This window comes from Plantibacter sp. MCCC 1A11337 (genome assembly GCF_013349365.1).
Taxonomy (GTDB): domain Bacteria; phylum Actinomycetota; class Actinomycetes; order Actinomycetales; family Microbacteriaceae; genus Plantibacter; species Plantibacter flavus_A.
In genome coordinates this window covers 147627-164302 of sequence record NZ_JABJWX010000003.1, presented here as the reverse complement: position 1 = coordinate 164302, position 16676 = coordinate 147627, and the positions used below count along the sequence as shown (strand labels likewise).

Annotated in this window: 17 protein-coding genes; 6 read left to right on the top strand and 11 right to left on the bottom strand. The window is 66.7% G+C overall.

From position 1 onward, the window contains the following. Positions 1 to 146 precede the first annotated feature (146 nt). From aceA to HOW07_RS12590, 3 genes are all read left to right on the top strand, one after another. Positions 147 to 1493: an isocitrate lyase gene (aceA, locus tag HOW07_RS12600; protein ID WP_175117348.1), complete on the top strand. Its 1347-nt coding sequence runs from the start codon at positions 147 to 149 to the stop codon at positions 1491 to 1493. 94 nt (positions 1494 to 1587) lie between these two features. Further along, on the top strand, positions 1588 to 3243 hold the full coding sequence (gene aceB / locus HOW07_RS12595; protein ID WP_175117643.1) for a malate synthase A: 1656 nt from the start codon (positions 1588 to 1590) through the stop codon (positions 3241 to 3243). Positions 3244 to 3364: 121 nt separating this feature from the next. Further along, positions 3365 to 4594, top strand: a complete 1230-nt coding sequence (locus HOW07_RS12590; protein WP_371743674.1) for a pyridoxal phosphate-dependent aminotransferase — start codon at positions 3365 to 3367, stop codon at positions 4592 to 4594. A 48-nt stretch (positions 4595 to 4642) separates the two neighbouring features. On the opposite strand, the gene HOW07_RS12585 is transcribed toward HOW07_RS12590, so the two are convergent. The 7 genes from HOW07_RS12585 to HOW07_RS12555 form a co-directional block, all read right to left on the bottom strand. Then, the gene (locus tag HOW07_RS12585; protein ID WP_175117346.1) at positions 4643 to 5779 is read right to left on the bottom strand and encodes a UDP-N-acetylmuramate dehydrogenase; all 1137 of its coding nucleotides are present in this window, start codon (positions 5777 to 5779) and stop codon (positions 4643 to 4645) included. 11 nt (positions 5780 to 5790) lie between these two features. Continuing rightward, the gene (locus HOW07_RS12580) at positions 5791 to 6222 is read right to left on the bottom strand and encodes a MaoC family dehydratase (protein ID WP_254628341.1); all 432 of its coding nucleotides are present in this window, start codon (positions 6220 to 6222) and stop codon (positions 5791 to 5793) included. Beyond that, positions 6219 to 6668 (bottom strand): MaoC family dehydratase N-terminal domain-containing protein, encoded by a 450-nt coding sequence (locus HOW07_RS12575; protein ID WP_175117345.1) that lies wholly within the window; start codon positions 6666 to 6668, stop codon positions 6219 to 6221. The genes HOW07_RS12580 and HOW07_RS12575 overlap by 4 nt, the downstream gene beginning before the upstream one ends. A gap of 63 nt (positions 6669 to 6731) precedes the next feature. Continuing rightward, positions 6732 to 7529: a sulfite exporter TauE/SafE family protein gene (locus HOW07_RS12570; protein WP_175117344.1), complete on the bottom strand. Its 798-nt coding sequence runs from the start codon at positions 7527 to 7529 to the stop codon at positions 6732 to 6734. After that, the gene (locus HOW07_RS12565; RefSeq protein ID WP_175117343.1) at positions 7526 to 8116 is read right to left on the bottom strand and encodes a histidine phosphatase family protein; all 591 of its coding nucleotides are present in this window, start codon (positions 8114 to 8116) and stop codon (positions 7526 to 7528) included. Before HOW07_RS12565 ends, HOW07_RS12570 begins: the two co-directional genes overlap by 4 nt. Positions 8117 to 8125: 9 nt before the next feature. Continuing rightward, positions 8126 to 8479, bottom strand: coding sequence for a DUF3253 domain-containing protein (locus HOW07_RS12560; protein ID WP_175117342.1), 354 nt, complete (start codon positions 8477 to 8479; stop codon positions 8126 to 8128). 111 nt (positions 8480 to 8590) lie between these two features. Beyond that, positions 8591 to 9292 carry an SDR family oxidoreductase gene (locus HOW07_RS12555; RefSeq protein WP_175117341.1) on the bottom strand — a complete coding sequence of 234 codons (702 nt, stop codon included), beginning with the start codon at positions 9290 to 9292 and terminating at the stop codon, positions 8591 to 8593. 92 nt (positions 9293 to 9384) lie between these two features. Between HOW07_RS12555 and HOW07_RS12550 the strand changes: the two genes are divergently transcribed. Continuing rightward, positions 9385 to 9783, top strand: a complete 399-nt coding sequence (locus HOW07_RS12550) for a MerR family transcriptional regulator (protein ID WP_175117340.1) — start codon at positions 9385 to 9387, stop codon at positions 9781 to 9783. A gap of 181 nt (positions 9784 to 9964) precedes the next feature. Next, positions 9965 to 10453 (top strand): helix-turn-helix domain-containing protein, encoded by a 489-nt coding sequence (locus tag HOW07_RS12545; protein WP_175117339.1) that lies wholly within the window; start codon positions 9965 to 9967, stop codon positions 10451 to 10453. 221 nt (positions 10454 to 10674) lie between these two features. On the opposite strand, the gene HOW07_RS12540 is transcribed toward HOW07_RS12545, so the two are convergent. Then, positions 10675 to 11667 carry a DUF1883 domain-containing protein gene (locus tag HOW07_RS12540; RefSeq protein WP_175117641.1) on the bottom strand — a complete coding sequence of 331 codons (993 nt, stop codon included), beginning with the start codon at positions 11665 to 11667 and terminating at the stop codon, positions 10675 to 10677. Positions 11668 to 12839: 1172 nt separating this feature from the next. On the opposite strand from HOW07_RS12540, the gene HOW07_RS12535 reads away from it, so the two are divergent. Further along, on the top strand, positions 12840 to 13463 hold the full coding sequence (locus HOW07_RS12535; protein WP_175117338.1) for a hypothetical protein: 624 nt from the start codon (positions 12840 to 12842) through the stop codon (positions 13461 to 13463). A gap of 311 nt (positions 13464 to 13774) precedes the next feature. Here HOW07_RS12535 and HOW07_RS12530 read toward each other — a convergent pair whose 3' ends face one another. The 3 genes from HOW07_RS12530 to HOW07_RS12520 form a co-directional block, all read right to left on the bottom strand. Next, positions 13775 to 14800 carry an ABC transporter permease gene (locus HOW07_RS12530; protein ID WP_254628372.1) on the bottom strand — a complete coding sequence of 342 codons (1026 nt, stop codon included), beginning with the start codon at positions 14798 to 14800 and terminating at the stop codon, positions 13775 to 13777. 65 nt (positions 14801 to 14865) lie between these two features. Continuing rightward, positions 14866 to 15549: an ABC transporter ATP-binding protein gene (locus HOW07_RS12525; RefSeq protein ID WP_371743673.1), complete on the bottom strand. Its 684-nt coding sequence runs from the start codon at positions 15547 to 15549 to the stop codon at positions 14866 to 14868. Then, complete coding sequence (locus tag HOW07_RS12520; protein WP_217485303.1) at positions 15546 to 16583, bottom strand: peptidoglycan-binding protein; 1038 nt, start codon at positions 16581 to 16583, stop codon at positions 15546 to 15548. The genes HOW07_RS12525 and HOW07_RS12520 overlap by 4 nt, the downstream gene beginning before the upstream one ends. Between the last annotated feature and the right edge of the window lie 93 nt (positions 16584 to 16676).

The window sequence follows — 16676 nt, the reverse complement described above, 5'->3', positions numbered from 1 at the left end:
TCATGCTCACACGCGCCGGTTGTTCCGGCAAACAGAAGGTCGGCCGTTCTTCTGTCCACGGATGACGTCCGTCGGGGTTGCGGCGAGCGCAGGATCGTTCCCAGAGCACGACCCGCCCCACCGACCTCGACACCACAGGAGTCATCGTGAGCAACGAAGCCACCCGACCGACAGACCACCGCACGCCCCTCCGCGCCGGCGACCAGACGCAGACGGCCGAGGAACTGCAGCGCGAGTGGGACACCGACCCGCGCTGGGACGGGGTCCGCCGCGACTACACCGCCGAGGACGTCGTCCGCCTGCGCGGCGGTGTCCGGGAGGAACCGACACTCGCCCGCCGAGGAGCGGAGCGACTGTGGAACCTCCTCCACACCGAAGAGTGGGTGCCCGCCCTCGGCGCGCTGACCGGCAACCAGGCCGTGCAGCAGGTCCGGGCCGGCCTGCAGGCGATCTACCTCTCCGGCTGGCAGGTCGCCGCCGATGCGAACCTCTCCGGGCAGACCTATCCCGATCAGAGCCTCTACCCGGCGAACTCGGTTCCGGCGGTCGTCCGGCGGATCAACAACGCGCTGCTCCGGGCCGAGCAGATCGACTTCGCCGAGCGGGCCGTCGGGGAGGACCCGGGACGCGAGGCGATCGACTGGCTCGCGCCGATCGTCGCCGACGCCGAGGCCGGCTTCGGTGGACCGCTCAACGCCTACGAACTCATGGCCGGCATGATCCAGGCGGGCGCCGCAGGCGTCCACTGGGAGGACCAGCTCGCCAGTGAGAAGAAGTGCGGCCACATGGGCGGCAAGGTGCTGGTGCCGACGGGCCAGCACATCCGGACGCTCAATGCGGCCCGGCTGGCGGCGGACGTCGCCGGTGTCCCGACCATCGTCATCGCCCGCACCGATGCACTGGCCGCCACGCTCCTCACGAGCGACATCGACGAGCGCGACCTCCCGTTCCTGAACGGGAACCGGACCCCGGAGGGCTTCTACGAGGTGGAGAACGGCATCGGTCCGGTGCTCGCGCGAGGACTCGCCTACGCGGAGTACGCCGACCTGCTCTGGGTCGAGTCGGCGGAACCCGACCTCGACCTCGCCCGACGGTTCGCCGAGGCCGTCCACGAGCGGTTCCCGGGCAAGCTGCTCGCCTACAACTGTTCACCGTCGTTCAACTGGAAGTCGCACCTCGACGATGCGCAGATCGCGTCCTTCCAGCGTGAGCTCGCCGCCATGGGGTACGCGTTCCAGTTCATCACCCTCGCCGGCTTCCACGCGTTGAACCACTCGATGTTCACCCTGGCGAGCGACTACCGGGAGCGGGCGATGAGCGCGTACGTCGACCTCCAGGAGGCCGAGTTCGCCGCAGAGTCCAGCGGCTACACCGCCACCAGGCACCAGCGGGAAGTCGGTACCGGCTACTTCGACCTGGTCGCGACCGCCCTCAACCCCGGCAGCGCCACCCTCGCCCTCGCCGGCTCGACCGAGCAACAGCAGTTCCACTGATCCATATAAGCCCCGCCCTTCGACAAGCTCTGGGATCGCTCGAAGGGCCCATCCGACGCACGACCATCCGAAACGGAGTCACCCCATGAACACCATGCTCGCTTCCCCGTCCACACCCACCACCGCGCCGGTGCCCACGCAGCGCACCGGCCCCGCCATCGAGGTCGTCGGTCGTCTCGGTGACCGGTACGAGGAGATCCTCACCCCCGACGCCCTCGTCTTCCTCGCGGACCTGCACCAGCGGTTCGCGGGTGCGCGGCACGACCGCCTCGCCGAGCGCATGCGCCGACGCTTCGAGATCGGGAACGGCCGCGACCCGCGGTTCCGCGATGACACCGCGGCGATCCGGGAGGACCGCTCCTGGCGAGTCGCCGGCGCCGGGCCCGGTCTCGAGGACCGCCGGGTCGAGATCACCGGCCCCACCGATCCGAAGATGACGATCAACGCCCTCAACTCCGGCGCGAACGTCTGGCTCGCCGACCAGGAGGACGCGACGAGCCCGACGTGGGCCAACGTCATCGGTGGTCAGCTCTCGCTGCGCGACGCCGTCCGCGGCGGGCTGACGTTCACGAACGAGGCGGGGAAGGGGTACCGCGTCACCGCGACGGAGACGCCGACGATCGTCATGCGCCCGCGCGGCTGGCACCTCGTGGAGAAGCACCTGCGGTTCATCGACCGCTCCGGGGCGGCCATGGCGGCCTCCGGGAGCCTCGTCGACTACGGCCTCTACGTCTTCCACAACGCCCGAGCGCTCATCGACGCCGGCCGCGGGCCGTACTTCTACCTCCCGAAGTTGGAGTCGAGCGAGGAGGCGCAGCTCTGGGACGACGTCTTCACGTTCACCGAGGAGCGTCTGCGTCTCGACCATGGGACGATCCGCGCCACCGTGCTCATCGAGACGCTGCCGGCGGCGTTCGAGATGGACGAGATCCTGTACGCGCTCCGCGATCACTGCGCCGGTCTCAACGCCGGTCGGTGGGACTACATCTTCTCGATCATCAAGAACTACCGGGGGCGCGGTGCCCGGTTCGTCCTGCCCGACCGCAGCGAGGTGACGATGACGGTGCCGTTCATGCGGGCCTACACGGAACTCCTCGTGCAGACGTGTCACCGCCGCGGTGCGCACGCGATCGGCGGGATGTCCGCGTTCATCCCGAACCGGCGCGATCCGGAGGCGACGGCGCGCGCGATCGAGAAGGTCTCAGCCGACAAGCGTCGTGAGGCCGGCGACTGCTTCGACGGGACCTGGGTGGCGCACCCGGACCTCATCGAGACCGCGAGGGCCGAGTTCGACGCGGTCCTCGGCGATCGCCCGAATCAGCTCGACCGTCTGCGTGAGGACGTGTCGGTGACACCGTCGCAGCTCCTCGACGTCCGCATCGGTCGCGCGGTCACGGACGTCGGTCTCCGCGACAACGTGTCGATCGCCGTCCGCTACCTCGACTCCTGGCTCCGCGGGATCGGCGCCGCGGCCATCGACGGACTGATGGAGGACGCGGCGACGGCGGAGATCAGTCGATCGCAGGTCTGGCAGTGGATCCACCAGGACGTCGCGACCGACGACGGCCGTCCGATCACCCGTGAGCGGGTCGAGGACCTCCTCGACGAGCTGCTCGCCTCGCTCCCCCGCACCGCGGACGACCGCTTCGACGACGCCGCCGAGCTGTTCCGCGAGGTGGCACTGCGCGACGAGTTCCCGACCTTCCTCACCGTCCCGGCGTACACGCGGTACCTCGTCGACCCCGCGTGACGACCGAGGTGAGGCACGTCGTCGTTCCCCGATGGACCGGGCGACGAGGTGCCTCACCTCGCTGCACGCGAGGTCGGACACATACTGTCCTCTCGACACCGGGTTCGGTACGCTCGGACTCGTGCCTGAATCGACTCCCACGCCCCGCCTGTCCACGAAGATCTCAGCGATCGCCGAGTCCGCCACGCTGAAGGTGGACGCGAAGGCGAAGGCGCTGCAGGCGCAAGGCCGGCCCGTGATCTCCTACGCGGCGGGCGAGCCGGACTTCCCGACACCCGAGCACATCGTCGAGGCGGCGCTCGTCGCAGCCCGCGACCCGAAGGCGCACCGGTACACCCCGGCGGCCGGCTTGCCGGACCTCCGCGCCGCCATCGCGGAGAAGACGCTCCGCGACTCCGGTCTCGAGGTCGACCCGGGCCGGGTCATCGTCACCAACGGCGGCAAGCAGTCGGTGTACGAGGCGTTCCAGGTCCTGCTGAACCCGGGCGACGAGGTCATCGTGCCGACGCCGTTCTGGACCACCTACCCCGAGGCCATCGCGCTCGCCGACGGTGTCGCGGTCGAGGTCTTCGCCGACGCCTCGCAGAACTACCAGGTCACGGTCGAGCAGCTCGAGGCGGCTCGCACCCCGCGCACCAAAGTCCTCCTCTTCGTCTCGCCGTCGAACCCGACCGGCTCCGTCTACTCCCCCGAGCAGACGAAGGCGATCGGTGAGTGGGCGCTCGAGCACGGCATCTGGGTGATCTCCGACGAGATCTACCAGAACCTCACCTACTCGGCCGGCGACAGCGGCGAGGCGGTGAAGGCGATCTCCATCGTCGAGGCGGTCCCCGAGCTCGCCGAGCAGACGCTCCTCGTCAACGGCGTCGCCAAGACCTACGCGATGACGGGCTGGCGCGTCGGGTGGACCGTCGGACCGTCGGACGCGATCAAGGCGCTCGGCAACCTCCAGTCGCACCTCTCGGGCAACGTGAACAACATCGCGCAGCGTGCGGCGATCGCGGCACTGACCGGCCCGCAGGACGCCGCCGAGACGATGCGCGAGGCCTTCGACCGCCGCCGCAAGCTCATCGTCGGCGAGCTGAACAAGATCGACGGCTTCCAGACGCCGACCCCGCAGGGTGCGTTCTACGTGTACCCCGACGTCTCGGCGTTGCTCGGGCGGACCTTCGGCGGGGTCACCCCGACGACCTCGCTCGAGTTGGCCGACCTCATGCTCGAACAAGCCGAGGTCGCGGCCGTGCCCGGCGAGGCGTTCGGGCCGTCCGGCTACCTGCGCTTCAGCTACGCGCTCGGCGACGACCAGCTCCTCGAGGGCGTCCAGCGTCTCCAGCGCCTCTTCGCGTCCTGACCCGAGGTCCGCTCGCTCGTCTCCGGGCGAGCGGGCCTCGCATCAACGTCAGATCGTGACGCCGACCACCACGGGCTCGGGCTGCAGGAGGACGCCGAACTCGGCGTGGACGCGTGCCTGCACGAAGCGGGCGAGCTCGGCGATCTCGGTGGCGGTCGCCCCGCCCCGGTTCGTCAGGGCGAGCGTGTGCTTCGTGGAGACCGCAGCGCGCGATCCGGGAAGCGCGAACCCGCGACGGACACCGGCACGCTCGATGAGCCACGCGGCCGAGAGCTTCGCCAGGCGTTCCACGGGAGCCGGGCGAGGCGGGTTGACGACCTCCCCGAGCGGGAAGACGTACTCGGTGTCGTCGTCGGCCGCCGGGTCGACCGGCCACCACGGCGCGTCCCCCGGCAGCGACCGGGCGACGTGCTCGGACACGATCGGGTTCGTGAAGAACGATCCGGCACTGGCGGTGTCGGGGTCGTCGGGATCGAGCACCATACCCTTCGACGCTCGGAGCGCCAGGACCGTCGTGCGCACCTGGGCCAGACGGACCTGCTCGCCGACCTCCACGCCGAGCGCGAAGGCGAGCTGCTGGTAGGCGATCGGTGCGGCCAGCCCGTCGACACCGACGTCGTCGAGGTCGATGATGATCGCCACGACCACGCCGGAACGTTCAGGCTCTCCACCACCGTGGCGCTTCAGGACCGACGTCCGGTAGCCGAGCCCGAGCTCCGCGGCCGGAACGCGCTCGACGGTCTGCGACTCCTCGTCGAGCAGGTCGACGGCGACGAGCGACGACACGATCTCCTGCCCGTAGGCGCCGATGTTCTGCACGGGCGCGGCCCCGCAGGATCCCGGGATGCCGGAGAGCGCCTCGATGCCTGCCCAGCCGCGCTCGACTGTGAAGGCGACGAGCGCGTCCCAGTCCTCACCGGCCTGCACCCGCAGGCGGACCCGACCGGATGGGGCGTCGAGGCGTTCGATGCCGCGGTTCGCCGCCCGGATGACGGTCGCGTCGAGGGGCTCGTCGCCGATCAGCAGATTCGATCCGCCACCGAGCAGCAGCCACGGCTCATCGGTGTTCCAGACGTCGAGCACGGCCTCGATCAGCTCGGCCTCGCTCGCGCATTCCACGAAGCCCGCGGCCGGCCCACCGACCCCGAGGGTGGTGAGCTCGCTCAGACGGATGGCGTCGTTCATGGTCCTCCGGGTCAGGCGAAGCTGATGACGAGCTGCGCCTTGCCGAGCACCGTCTGCTCGGCGTAGGTGACGGTGAGGTCGACGCGCGCGGTACGCGCTTCCTCGTCGACCTTGCCGACCTTGCCGAGGATCTGGAGGTCGGCGCCGGTCTCGGGGTCGACGACGACCGGTCGAGTGAACCGCACCTGGTACTCGAGCACCCGTCCGGGGTCGCCGATCCAGTCGACGACCGGCTGGGCCGCGATCCCCATCGTCAGCATGCCGTGGGCGAGCACACCCGGCAGCCCGACGGACGCGGCGACGTCGTCGCGGTAGTGGATGGGGTTGAAGTCTCCGGAGGCTCCGGCGTACCGCACGAGGGCGTCGCGCGTCAGGTGGACGATCCGCTCCGCGACGACGTCTCCGACGGCCGGCATGGTCGGGGTTTGCTGCACGTCACTCATCCTTCGTCTCCTCGCACCACGAGCGTCGAGGTCGCGGTGACCACCGGCTCACCGGCGGCATCGGTCATGACCGAGTCGCACGTCACCATCGAGTGGCCGCCCAGGGACTTCACCGCGGTGACGTTGAGCTGCGCGGTGAGCTCGTCACCGGCGACGATCGGACGGTGGTGCACGAAGCGCTGGTCGCCGTGGACCACCCGGCTGAAGTCGATACCCGCGTCGGGGGCGGCGAGCAGTTGCTGGAGCGTGTGCTCCTGGACGACGACGGCGAAGGTGGGCGGCGCCACGACGTCGGCGTATCCTGCGGCGCGGGCCGCCTCCGGGTCGAGGTTGATCGGGTTCGTCGCGAAGACGGCCCGCGAGAACTCGCGGATCTTCTCGCGTCCGACCAGGTACGGGGCGACGGGCGGGAAGACCCGTCCGGCGAGCTCTGGGTTCACTGACACGCCCTCCAGCCTACCCGCTGCCCCGGCCGGGAGGCCGGGCACGGATGGACCGGCAGCGGTCGGTCAGGAGCGTTTGAGCGCCTGGAACACCATGCGGATGGCGATGACCACGAGGAACGCCGCGAAGAGCAGGTTGCCGACGAACGGCGGGACGACCGACGCGACGATGGCGCCGAGGGCGGTGGTCGTGCACGCAGCGATGCCGATGATGGCTGCGGCCGTGAGGTCGACGTTGCCTCGCCGGACGTTGCCGATGGTGCCGGAGATCGCGGTCGGCACCATCATGAGCAGCGAGGTGCCCTTGGCGATGAGGTCGCTCGCGCCGAACAGGAGGATGAGCATCGGCACGACGACGACCCCGCCGCCGATGCCGAGCAGCCCCGACAGGACGCCGGTCAGGAAGCCGAGCACGATGAGGCCGATGATCGAGCCGACGTACAGATCGATCTCCGCCGTGCGGGACGGGACGATCAGGAACAGCGAGACCACCACGACGAGCAGAAAGCCGATGAAGCCCCACTGGAGCGCCCTCTTGGGGAGCTTGGAGAGGAGGTAGCTGCCGAGTTGTGCGCCGGCGATCGCGCCGATCGCCAGGAGGATCGCCGCCACCCAGTCGACGGTGCCGTTCACCGCGTACGACACGACGCCGACGAGCGAGGTCGGGACGATCGCCGCGAGCGACGTCCCCGCGGCGAGCCGCTGGCCGAAGCCGAGGAGGAAGACGACGGCCGGGACGATGAGGATGCCGCCGCCGACCCCGAACAGCCCGGAGAGGAATCCGGCGGTCAACCCGATGCCGATGAGCCAGGCGATGCCCGACGGGGAGCGGACCGGACGGCCGGTCGGGTCGTTTCCGCTCACTGCGCGCTGGAGCCGGACAGCGCCGTCTCGAGCGAGGGCGTCGTGCGAGCGGTACCGGCGTCCAGGAGTGACCAGCCGGAGTCCGTCGCCTCGATGACCGACACGGAGCAGTTCTCCAGCGGTGGGACCGTCGTGCCGGAGAGGTGGCTGAGGGTGAGCCGGATGAGCGTGCCGTGGCTCACGACGAGGACGTTCTGCCCGGGGAAGTCGCGTGCGATGGCGTCGATGCCACGCAGTCCGCGCTCGATGACCGACTCCTCGGTCTCGAGGTTCGGGTACTGGTGGTCGGGCCAGTTCTCGAGGACCATCTGGGCTGTCGCGCCCTCGGCGTCGCCGTAGTGGCGCTCGACCACGTCCGGGTAGGTGGGTCCGAGCTCGAGACCCAGCGCATCCGCGATGATCTGCGCGGTCTCGCGTGCGCGCCCGAGTGGGGAGCTGACGACGACGTCCCAGGTGCCGGTGAGTCGAGGGGCGACCGTGGCCGCCTGCTCCCGCCCGGTGTCGTTCAGGAGGATGTCCGTCGTGCCCTGCAGCCGTCGTTCGAAGTTCCAGGCGGTCTGTCCGTGACGGATGAGGGCGATGGTCATGTCTCCAGCCTAACCGGCGTCGGACCGAGCTCCTCCGGTCTCAGGACGACAGGGAGCGCACGACTCGGCGTCGGCGTCCCTGGCCCATCGGATCCGGATGGGGCCGCGGACCGTCGCGCGGTCGACCGCCTCATCGCCCTGCGTGATCCGCACCCGGCCCTCGTCGACCAGGTGCCAGGCGACCCGGCGGGTGTCGTCCATCAGCGCTCGCCAGTCGTCGCCACCGACGGCTCGGGCCACGTCGGACGGACAGATGGACGAGGTCGCGGCCCGCTTCCCCAGCAGGTCGAGCATCGTCGACTCCAGGACGTCGTCGTCCACGGCTGCCGCAGACTGCGGGTCCGGTGCGGCTTCGTCGGTCATGGTCCCAGTATGCGCGCTCGGCAAGAGGGAAGCCCGAGGCGGCCGCATCCGCTCGGGGTTCCCTCCTTGCCGCACCCTCCACGCCCGGAGTACAGCGTGAAGGCTCGATGCTCAGGCGAACTGTGCGTAGAACGCGTCAGGGTCGTGGGCGAGCGACGCCTTGACCATGGCGCTCCAGTCGTCGACGACGACCTCGGATGCGCCGGCCGCGACGCCGTCGAGGCTCGCCCGTGCGACGTCCGCCGGGTCGACCATCGGGCCGTCGTAGCCGGCCATGATGTCGGTGTCGGCGGCCCCGAGGTGGAGCCCCTGCACCGTGACACCCTTCGGGGCGAGTTCCAGACGGACCGCGTTCGTCATGTTCCACTCCGCAGCCTTGGCCGCGGCGTATCCGCCGGAGCCGGGGTGGGCGAACCAGCTCAGGGCGGAGAGCACATTGACGATCGTCCCTCCACCGTTCGCTTCGATCACCGGCGCGAACGCACGCACCATGGCGAGGTTGCCCCAGTAGTGCGTGTCCATCTCCCGCCGAGCGTCCGCCAGGTCGTCGGTCAGCATCGAGCCCTGCGTGGCGATCCCGGCGTTGTTGACGAGCAGGGTGACATCGGTCGCGATCTCGGCCGCCGCTGCGATGGACGCCTGATCGGTGATGTCGAGCTGCAGCACTTCCACGCCCGGGATGTCGACGAGTTCCGGGCGCCGCGCGGTGGCGTACACCTTCGAGGCCCCGCGCTCGAGCAACTGCACGACGAACCTGCGTCCGATGCCCCGGTTCGAGCCGGTGACGAGTGCGACGGATCCTGCGATGTCCATGATTCCCTTTCGCGTGCGGGGCGATCCCGCAGCAGCCTGGTTAGGCTAAGACCTCACATCAATGTCAGGTGCAAGCCAGGAACGGAAGCTCGATGCGCATCGGAGATCTCGCGGCTCGGACCGGGGTGAGCGTCCGCTCGCTCCGCTACTACGAGGAGCAGGGGCTGCTCACCGCCACCCGCACGACGAGTGGCCAGCGGACCTATGAACAAGCGGCGGTGGAACGCGTCGAGCTCGTGCAGCAGCTCTTCGCCGCCGGGCTGCCGAGCCGCACGATCGTCCAGCTGCTCCCCTGCGTCGATGCGGGCGTCGCGACGCCCGAGTCGCTCGCGCTGCTCCGGACCGAACGCGACCGCATCACCGCGCAGATGGCCGACCTCGAAGCAGCGCGCGCCCGTTTGGAAACGGTCATCGACATCACCCTCCACCCGACGCCGGAGCACTGCCCCGCGCTGCGCGAGGGGCGCCCGGCCGAGCTGGACGCCGCCTGACGTCCGTCTGGCACGGGAATGTCGGCGCTGGGATGATGCTGCCGATGCGGGGGTGGGGCACCGACTCGATGGACATCCGCACCCTCGGCCAACTCGACCTCGATGGTCCCGGCCCGAGTCCGGAGTGCGGTCTCGGAACCCCGGACGAGCGCTTGAACGTTCCCGGGAGACGAAGACGGCATTGGAGCAGAAACGCAAAAGGCCCGGTATCCCGGGCCTTGCTGTAGACCCTACGGGAGCACGTTCGAACAATTCGTTCACCCTCGCACCGAGGCTGGATCGGCTGCACTTCCTGCTGAAGCAGCGGCAGTCCCACCATTCGAAGTCGGATGACGCAGTCCAGCCTGTGCGCCTGAGTCGCCGCCTCTCCCCCGAGACTGTCGCCGAGATCGTGGAGAAGTACGAGGCAGGCGTCACAACGCCGGCGCTGTGTGCCGAGCACTCCCTCTCGAAGGGTGGTCTGCTGAAGGTCCTTGGCGAACGAGGAGTCGAGATGCGTCGACAGTCACTGGATGCGGCTCAGCTGCGCGAAGCGGTTCGTCTGTACGAAACCGGGCTCTCGCTCCAGGCTGTGGCGACCCGCCTCGGTGTCAGCTACAACTGCGTGCGGCAACGGTTTGTCAAGGAATCGGTGCCTCGCCGGCCACGTGGCGGGAGCTATACGCGCTAGGAGGACTTGTTTCGCTTCTCGGTGGGTAGCGCCATAATTGACAATCGGCCCGAACGCGCTGTGATCCACAGCGACCTGAGAGAACGGGACACCACCGCCAAACTGAGACCGTTAAGGTGCCGTAGAATTCACCCGAGACCGCACCATGCCTCTACTGCCGTGGCATCGGGACATACCCGATCGTGCGCTCACTCGGATCATCTGATGCTAAATGCCGGTAACTATGCCTCAGCCACAACCGCTGCAATTTCATCCGCGATTTCCGCGATCGTGTCGACGGCTGTGTTTCGCGCGATTTTGTCAACAAGCGACGGGGATTGCCGAGCGATCTCATCCCGCGAAATCTCATGCCAAATGGGTAGCATCCGCTGGTCGCCGTTGACACTGAGCCCAATAATCCCGTCGAGCTCATACTGAGGCCACCCTTTTGCAAAGAATGAACTGGATAGAATAACAATGCCGAACGCACTGTGAGCCAGCCCATAGTCGATCTTCCTGCGCAGGCTGTCTCCGATCCTGAGCTCAGTTTTATCGAGCCAGACCTTCAATCCCCGCTCTCTCAATGCGATCGCGAGCGGTTCGGCGACGGAAACCTTGTCTTCGCTGGCGTGGGAGATGAACACGTCCCACGTCTCGCCTTGTTCGTCAGGAACGACGGGCGGACGTTCGTGTCGAACTCCTTGGAGGGACTGCCGAGCTGCGGACCTTGCAACAGGGAGCGCCGGGGGCTCAATCGCAACCGACGAACGCACGTTGGTCGCCTTCAATCCCATCAAGTCAACCGTCAGGTACCAGCTCCCAGTACGAGGAACTGGTATCCGAAACGGTGAGGTCTTGACCATGCCCCCGGAGTACTTGTGCGGCCTGCCGTTCTTGAAGGCGTTGAAATTCGTGCTGTCCATCAAGCGCACGTTAGCCGCCTTTGTGAGCGTCACAACCACAGTTGCGCCTTTCTCCAGGCGGTTCCAGTGGTACTTCGTGAACGGTAAGCCTGCCAAAATGTCCTCCGCCGTAAGCGATGTCGAATCGCACCGAACTACAGTTACTGCATCTAAGCACAAGCCTCTGACATGCCTCACCCCAGTCCCCTCGCTTGAACGTCGCGGGGGATCAGCGCTGCTCGACAACCGTGGGCGAGATTGCGGCCTGATGTGCAGCAGCGACGCAGAAACGCTGGTTCGGGCGAGCGTTAGTGCCACCCGGAACGCTGTCATCTGCGTACAGATCCCGCAGAACTGAGGGTTGGCGCGCAAGTTTTTTGACGATACGCGCAGGTGCCGAATGACATCGACAGCGCACTGTGCCCAGAGAAGTTCGAGTACGTCCCGCCGGTCGACGGACCCAACTCGTTACCGTGCGCGGTACGGCCGGCATCTTTGCGGGCACGATCCGCGACGTACTCAAACGGCTCGATGGGTGAGCGGCGCTTCCTCGCCGGATCATCATCTGCCAGAGTTGGTGCAACTTGACGTTGAGGGGGGTCGGAATGCGCGAGCTATTTGCATGTCAACTTGACATCGAGCAGTCGGGGGACAGCGCGTCAGTTCTCGAAATGACGCAGGACTGGGTGGCGCGAGGGAGTGGCACTACGGTTGACGAAATTCGTGGTGCCAGCGGTGGGATCATACGGACGGCAAACGGTCACGAACTCGAGTTTGCGCTTGAGTCGGTCAATGGAGACGAATGGACCTGTTCATGGCGACGCCCTGACGAGAGCGACCCGGATCTGGTGTGGAGAGTGCTCCTCGCATGTGGATTCTCGCCCAAGGGCGACGGGGTCATCCGTTTCTCCCTACGAATTCGACTCGAACGGGCGGGCAACGAGTTCAAGCTGGCGCCGCTCGGTCACGAGTTCCGCGCTCCCGCGTTGGTTAGAACACTTCTCCGTAGCCACAAAGTGTCCGATGGCCCTGCGCGAGTCGAGCCTAGCTATCGTGTACGGCGCGCATCCGAGATCGCATCCCTAAGCAACTTCCTGCTCTCGGCCGAACGGAGGCTGGCAGTGATTGTCGTTACCCGTGGCCCCGACTCGGACCATACTGTGGACGCTGGGGAGCTTGCTCGTCAGGTTGCCGGTCTGGCGCATGTCGAAGTGCTCTCGACACACCTCGCGGCCCTTGCGTTGACAGACCGCCTGGGCCGAGAACTCGGTGTCTGGGGCGGCGCCTTGCGCCTCTATTGGCCGGGGTTTGATCTGGCAGATGACCCACGAAGGCATCGCCTCTGGACTCGCGCACGACTTGCTCGCCAACGCGATTTTCCAGGTTGGTTCCTCGGATTCCTCGGCGCTCTCGGCGCGGCTACGGTGCCCGAGCATCCCCTCGTAGAAGCTGCGCGCGCTCAGCGACGAGCTCGCGCCCTGGATGACGGCGAGCTTCCCGATTGGGTGGCTGAATACGTTGGGTCGCTCGAGTCGGAGGTCACGAGCACGCGCGCAGAGAGAGCGGGCTTTCATCAACAGATTGCGGACCTCGAAGAGGTCGCGGAAGCCCTCCGCGCCCAGCTTGAGGATACGAAGCGGTCATTCAATACCTACTCGGAACATATCGAAGCGGAGAAGGTGGAGGACGTTGACCTCGAGTCTCTCGACGTTGCTGCCGCGTACCGCCTTGCTCGAAAGGAAGCGCCTGACAATCTCGTTTTTCTCTCGGAGGCAGATGATTCGGTCACGGCTTTTTCATCATACAAATCACCTCGTCGGCTGTATGAGGCGCTAACCGCTCTTAGTGAGCTCGTAGCCGCCTGGAAAAACGATGAGCTGGGGACAGGCTTCGGAGAGTACTTCGCCGCTCGCGGGTACGAGTACTCAAAGAATAATCCAGCCGCCACCGCGCGCCGAACGAAGCGGCACTATCAGCGGAGCGTAGACGGCGAGGTCGTCACGATGCAGCCACACCTCAAGGTCGACCAGGCGAGCAGCCCGGATCAGTGCCTCCGCATTTACTGGTGGCGCGACGATGCCACGCGTCGGCTGGTGGTTGGTCATGTCGGGAGGCACCTCCCCGACTGAGGGCAAGCGCCATACAGCGCTCCTCTAGAACCACCGATGTCGCGCTCTTCTACCGCAGCTCTCGAAATTAGCACCCTCGGGGCGTATCCCCGCAGCCCCGATGACTAGGCCCTGAGGCCCACAAGGTATTTCGATGGGCTGCGCGAGAAGCCAGCCAGGGTGAAGGCCATGAGGGGCGCCTAGTCAACCTTGCGGCTCATGGCTCGCTCGCCTCGAGCAAGCTACGCACGGCTGGCCAAGTTTCGGATCCGGCATTCGAAATGCAGGTCGGGTTCGTCTAGGCCGGCAAGAAGCCTAGGATCCCGTACCTCTCAAGGAACCCGCAGCTCGCGTATCGGTTCCCGTCGGCTGGCTACGAGCGCAGGAACGAGAGCCGCGAGTAATGCGGTAACCAGAGTCAGGACAGCCAGGGCGACGGTGAAACCGGCGCCGGGGAGGGGGTCGCCTGGTATCGCCAATATAAGAGCGGCAGCGGCTGTGCCCGCGGCTATACCGAAGCATGCCAGTATCGCCGTTTGTACGAGTAGGAGCGCCACAATCAGAGTCCGCGTTGCTCCTAGCGCTCGACGCCGCCCGAAGTCCTTACGGCGTAACATCACGAGACCGTAGAGCAGAACCGCCACAAGCGCGCCGGTGAGGACGAGGAGGGCCACGACGAGACCTCGAGAAAATGAGCCCAACTGCCCCTGGATAAGCCCACGAAGTTGGGCCAACGCCTCACTCGTCTGCACAGACACCTTGGCGGAGTCACTGGGCGCCAAGACCGAGTTCACAGCATCCGCCACCGGCGCCACTAGTTCGGGCTGCCGGGCGACGATCACGATGATGTTTACCGTTTCGCTTCCGGAGTACTGTGAGGACGGCACCAGAACAAGAGGTTCGAAGGAACGTAGGAAGTCAGGTGTCTCGATTGCTCCCCCAACTCCGAAGACTCGACCGTCAGTGAGAGCGATCGCGCCCACCCCATCCGCAAGCCCGAGCTGAACTAAGGCCTCCGACGAGGCGTAGCTCATCTCACCGACGGCGGACGACGTGTCCGGAAGCCGTAGGACACTCAAGTCCTTGCTGAAGGCGAATCGAACCGGCACACGGACCCCCTCCGTCACGGCCGCATTCGTCGCGTCCGTCGCGGAGGAAAAGGCGCCGGCCCACTCGATTCCCTCGATTCGATCGATTCGATCGAGGACGTCAGAAGTGACGCCGGCATCAGCTTCTGCTCTGATGACAATTGACCGGGTCCCCTTCGAATCAATGGAGCCCAATACTTGTTGTTCAGCTCCGACCGTCCGTCCGGTTGTCAGCATGACAGCCAAGACCATCCCTGCCACCATGAGCATGGTCACGACGGAGGCGACAGGCTGAGAACGGGCGGAGGCTGCAGCCTCCCGAACAATCGCCCCAATCAAAGCCGGATCTCCGCGTCACAGGTGGCGGCAATGTCAGGAGAGTGGGTCACCAGAGCGACCGCTGCCCCTGAATCTGCGTGAGCGCGTAGAGCGCCGATGACGAGCTCGGCACTCGAAGGGTCGAGATTGCCCGTGGGTTCATCGGCAAGAACGATCCGTGGCTCGTTGAGGAGAGCACGACAGAGGGCGATCCGCTGTGCCTGTCCGCCTGAGACTTGCCCGGGTTTCCTATGCGGAGGGACGTCGACGCCGAACTGCTCAAGAAGAGCGAGCGCGCGGTCTGTTGCGTCCGCGCGTCGTTCTTGTCGATAGAGCGTGGTTTCGATGACGTTGTCGAGCACCGTTCGAGTGGCGTCCAGCGCGGCATCCTGGAACACGAAGCCAAACGTGGACGCTCGGATTCTGGCCCGAGTGGCGTCGCGCGACTTCGATGTTGCCTCGCCTTCGACAGAGATCTCACCGGACTTGGGTTGCAACATGAGGCCGAGGAGATAGAGGAGCGTTGACTTACCACGACCGGACGGCCCCGTCAGAGCAGTCATGGTGCCCTCCGCAAACTGCGCCGACCATCCGTCCAAGACACGCTGGCCCGGCGCGTACTCGAAGACTACGTCTCTCGCTTCGAGGAGGACAGTAGTCTTCGACTCTGTCGTCCCTGTTGCCGCCGCGCGGAAGGTCACTCTTTGGCTCCGGCCTGCTGAGCGGGCACTCTCACTTTTGTCCCGGCATCGACCCCGGTGATCGCCGACATGCCCCTCGCTGAGGCAACGACCGTGACACTCCGTCGCTTCCCGCTGCGGTCCACGACGGCCGTCTCGCCACTTGCCGTCGTGATTAGCGCTGCCGACGGGACCACGAGCCCGACTACGGGTTCAATGATCACGATCCGCGACATCAGCCGGGCCTCGCCGGTAACGGGAATGACACCGCATGCGGCGCCACAGATGGGGGCCGCTTCGGCGCCCTGCAGGTTGACAGAGACAGCCTGGGTTTCTGCATCCTTCGTCTGGTCAGTCGCAAAGCCCTCCCAGGTACTGCCGTCAGGGGCACTGATCTCCACCCGTACGTTCGCGGTGACGGCAGCCGCCTGCGCTTCGGTAACGGGGATCGAGAACGAAGGAGAGGCGGGGAGCGTCTTCACGACGGCTTCACCTCCAGCGAGAGTGGCGCCCGTGCTGACGACCTGAGTATCGAGAGCGACCCTGGCCGGCAGTGCGGGCACGAAAACTACATCGCCGAGCTCCACCTGTCCGCTCGGTTCCAGCCCAAGCGACTTCTGCCATGCTTCGATCGCGGTCACTGTGCCACGGCCAGCCTCACCGTCCGCTTCGGCGTGGTAGAAATCCAGAGCCGCAAGCATCTCCTGTAACTGAGCGACATCTGGTCCCGACGTTCCCAGCCCGATGGTGCGGAAAGCCGGGATGGCTCCCTGCGCAACCACGACCGGTCGAAGGTTGACCGTATACAAGGTTGTGCCCTGCGAGACTTCATCGCCCGCTGCGATGTTGACGGTCGTGACGACGCCTGCCGCGCGGTTATCGCCGGCCGGGACAGGCTTCCACTGCGCGATCGTGTTGAGAGTCAGATCCGATCCGACCTCGCCCTCGGCGACGGCCACGTAGGTGTACGAGACCGCGTCCAGCGGGTCTTCCGCGGGACGTACAACGGTTGCTCCGGCCCAGCCCACGGCCGCCGCGACGACAGCCAGCCCCATCCCTCCGGCAACAAGTCGTGGCCACCTCGACTTCCGGTCAGCTGCACCGTGAGACGTGACCATGCTCCCCCGCACCCTCGCCCTGGACAGACG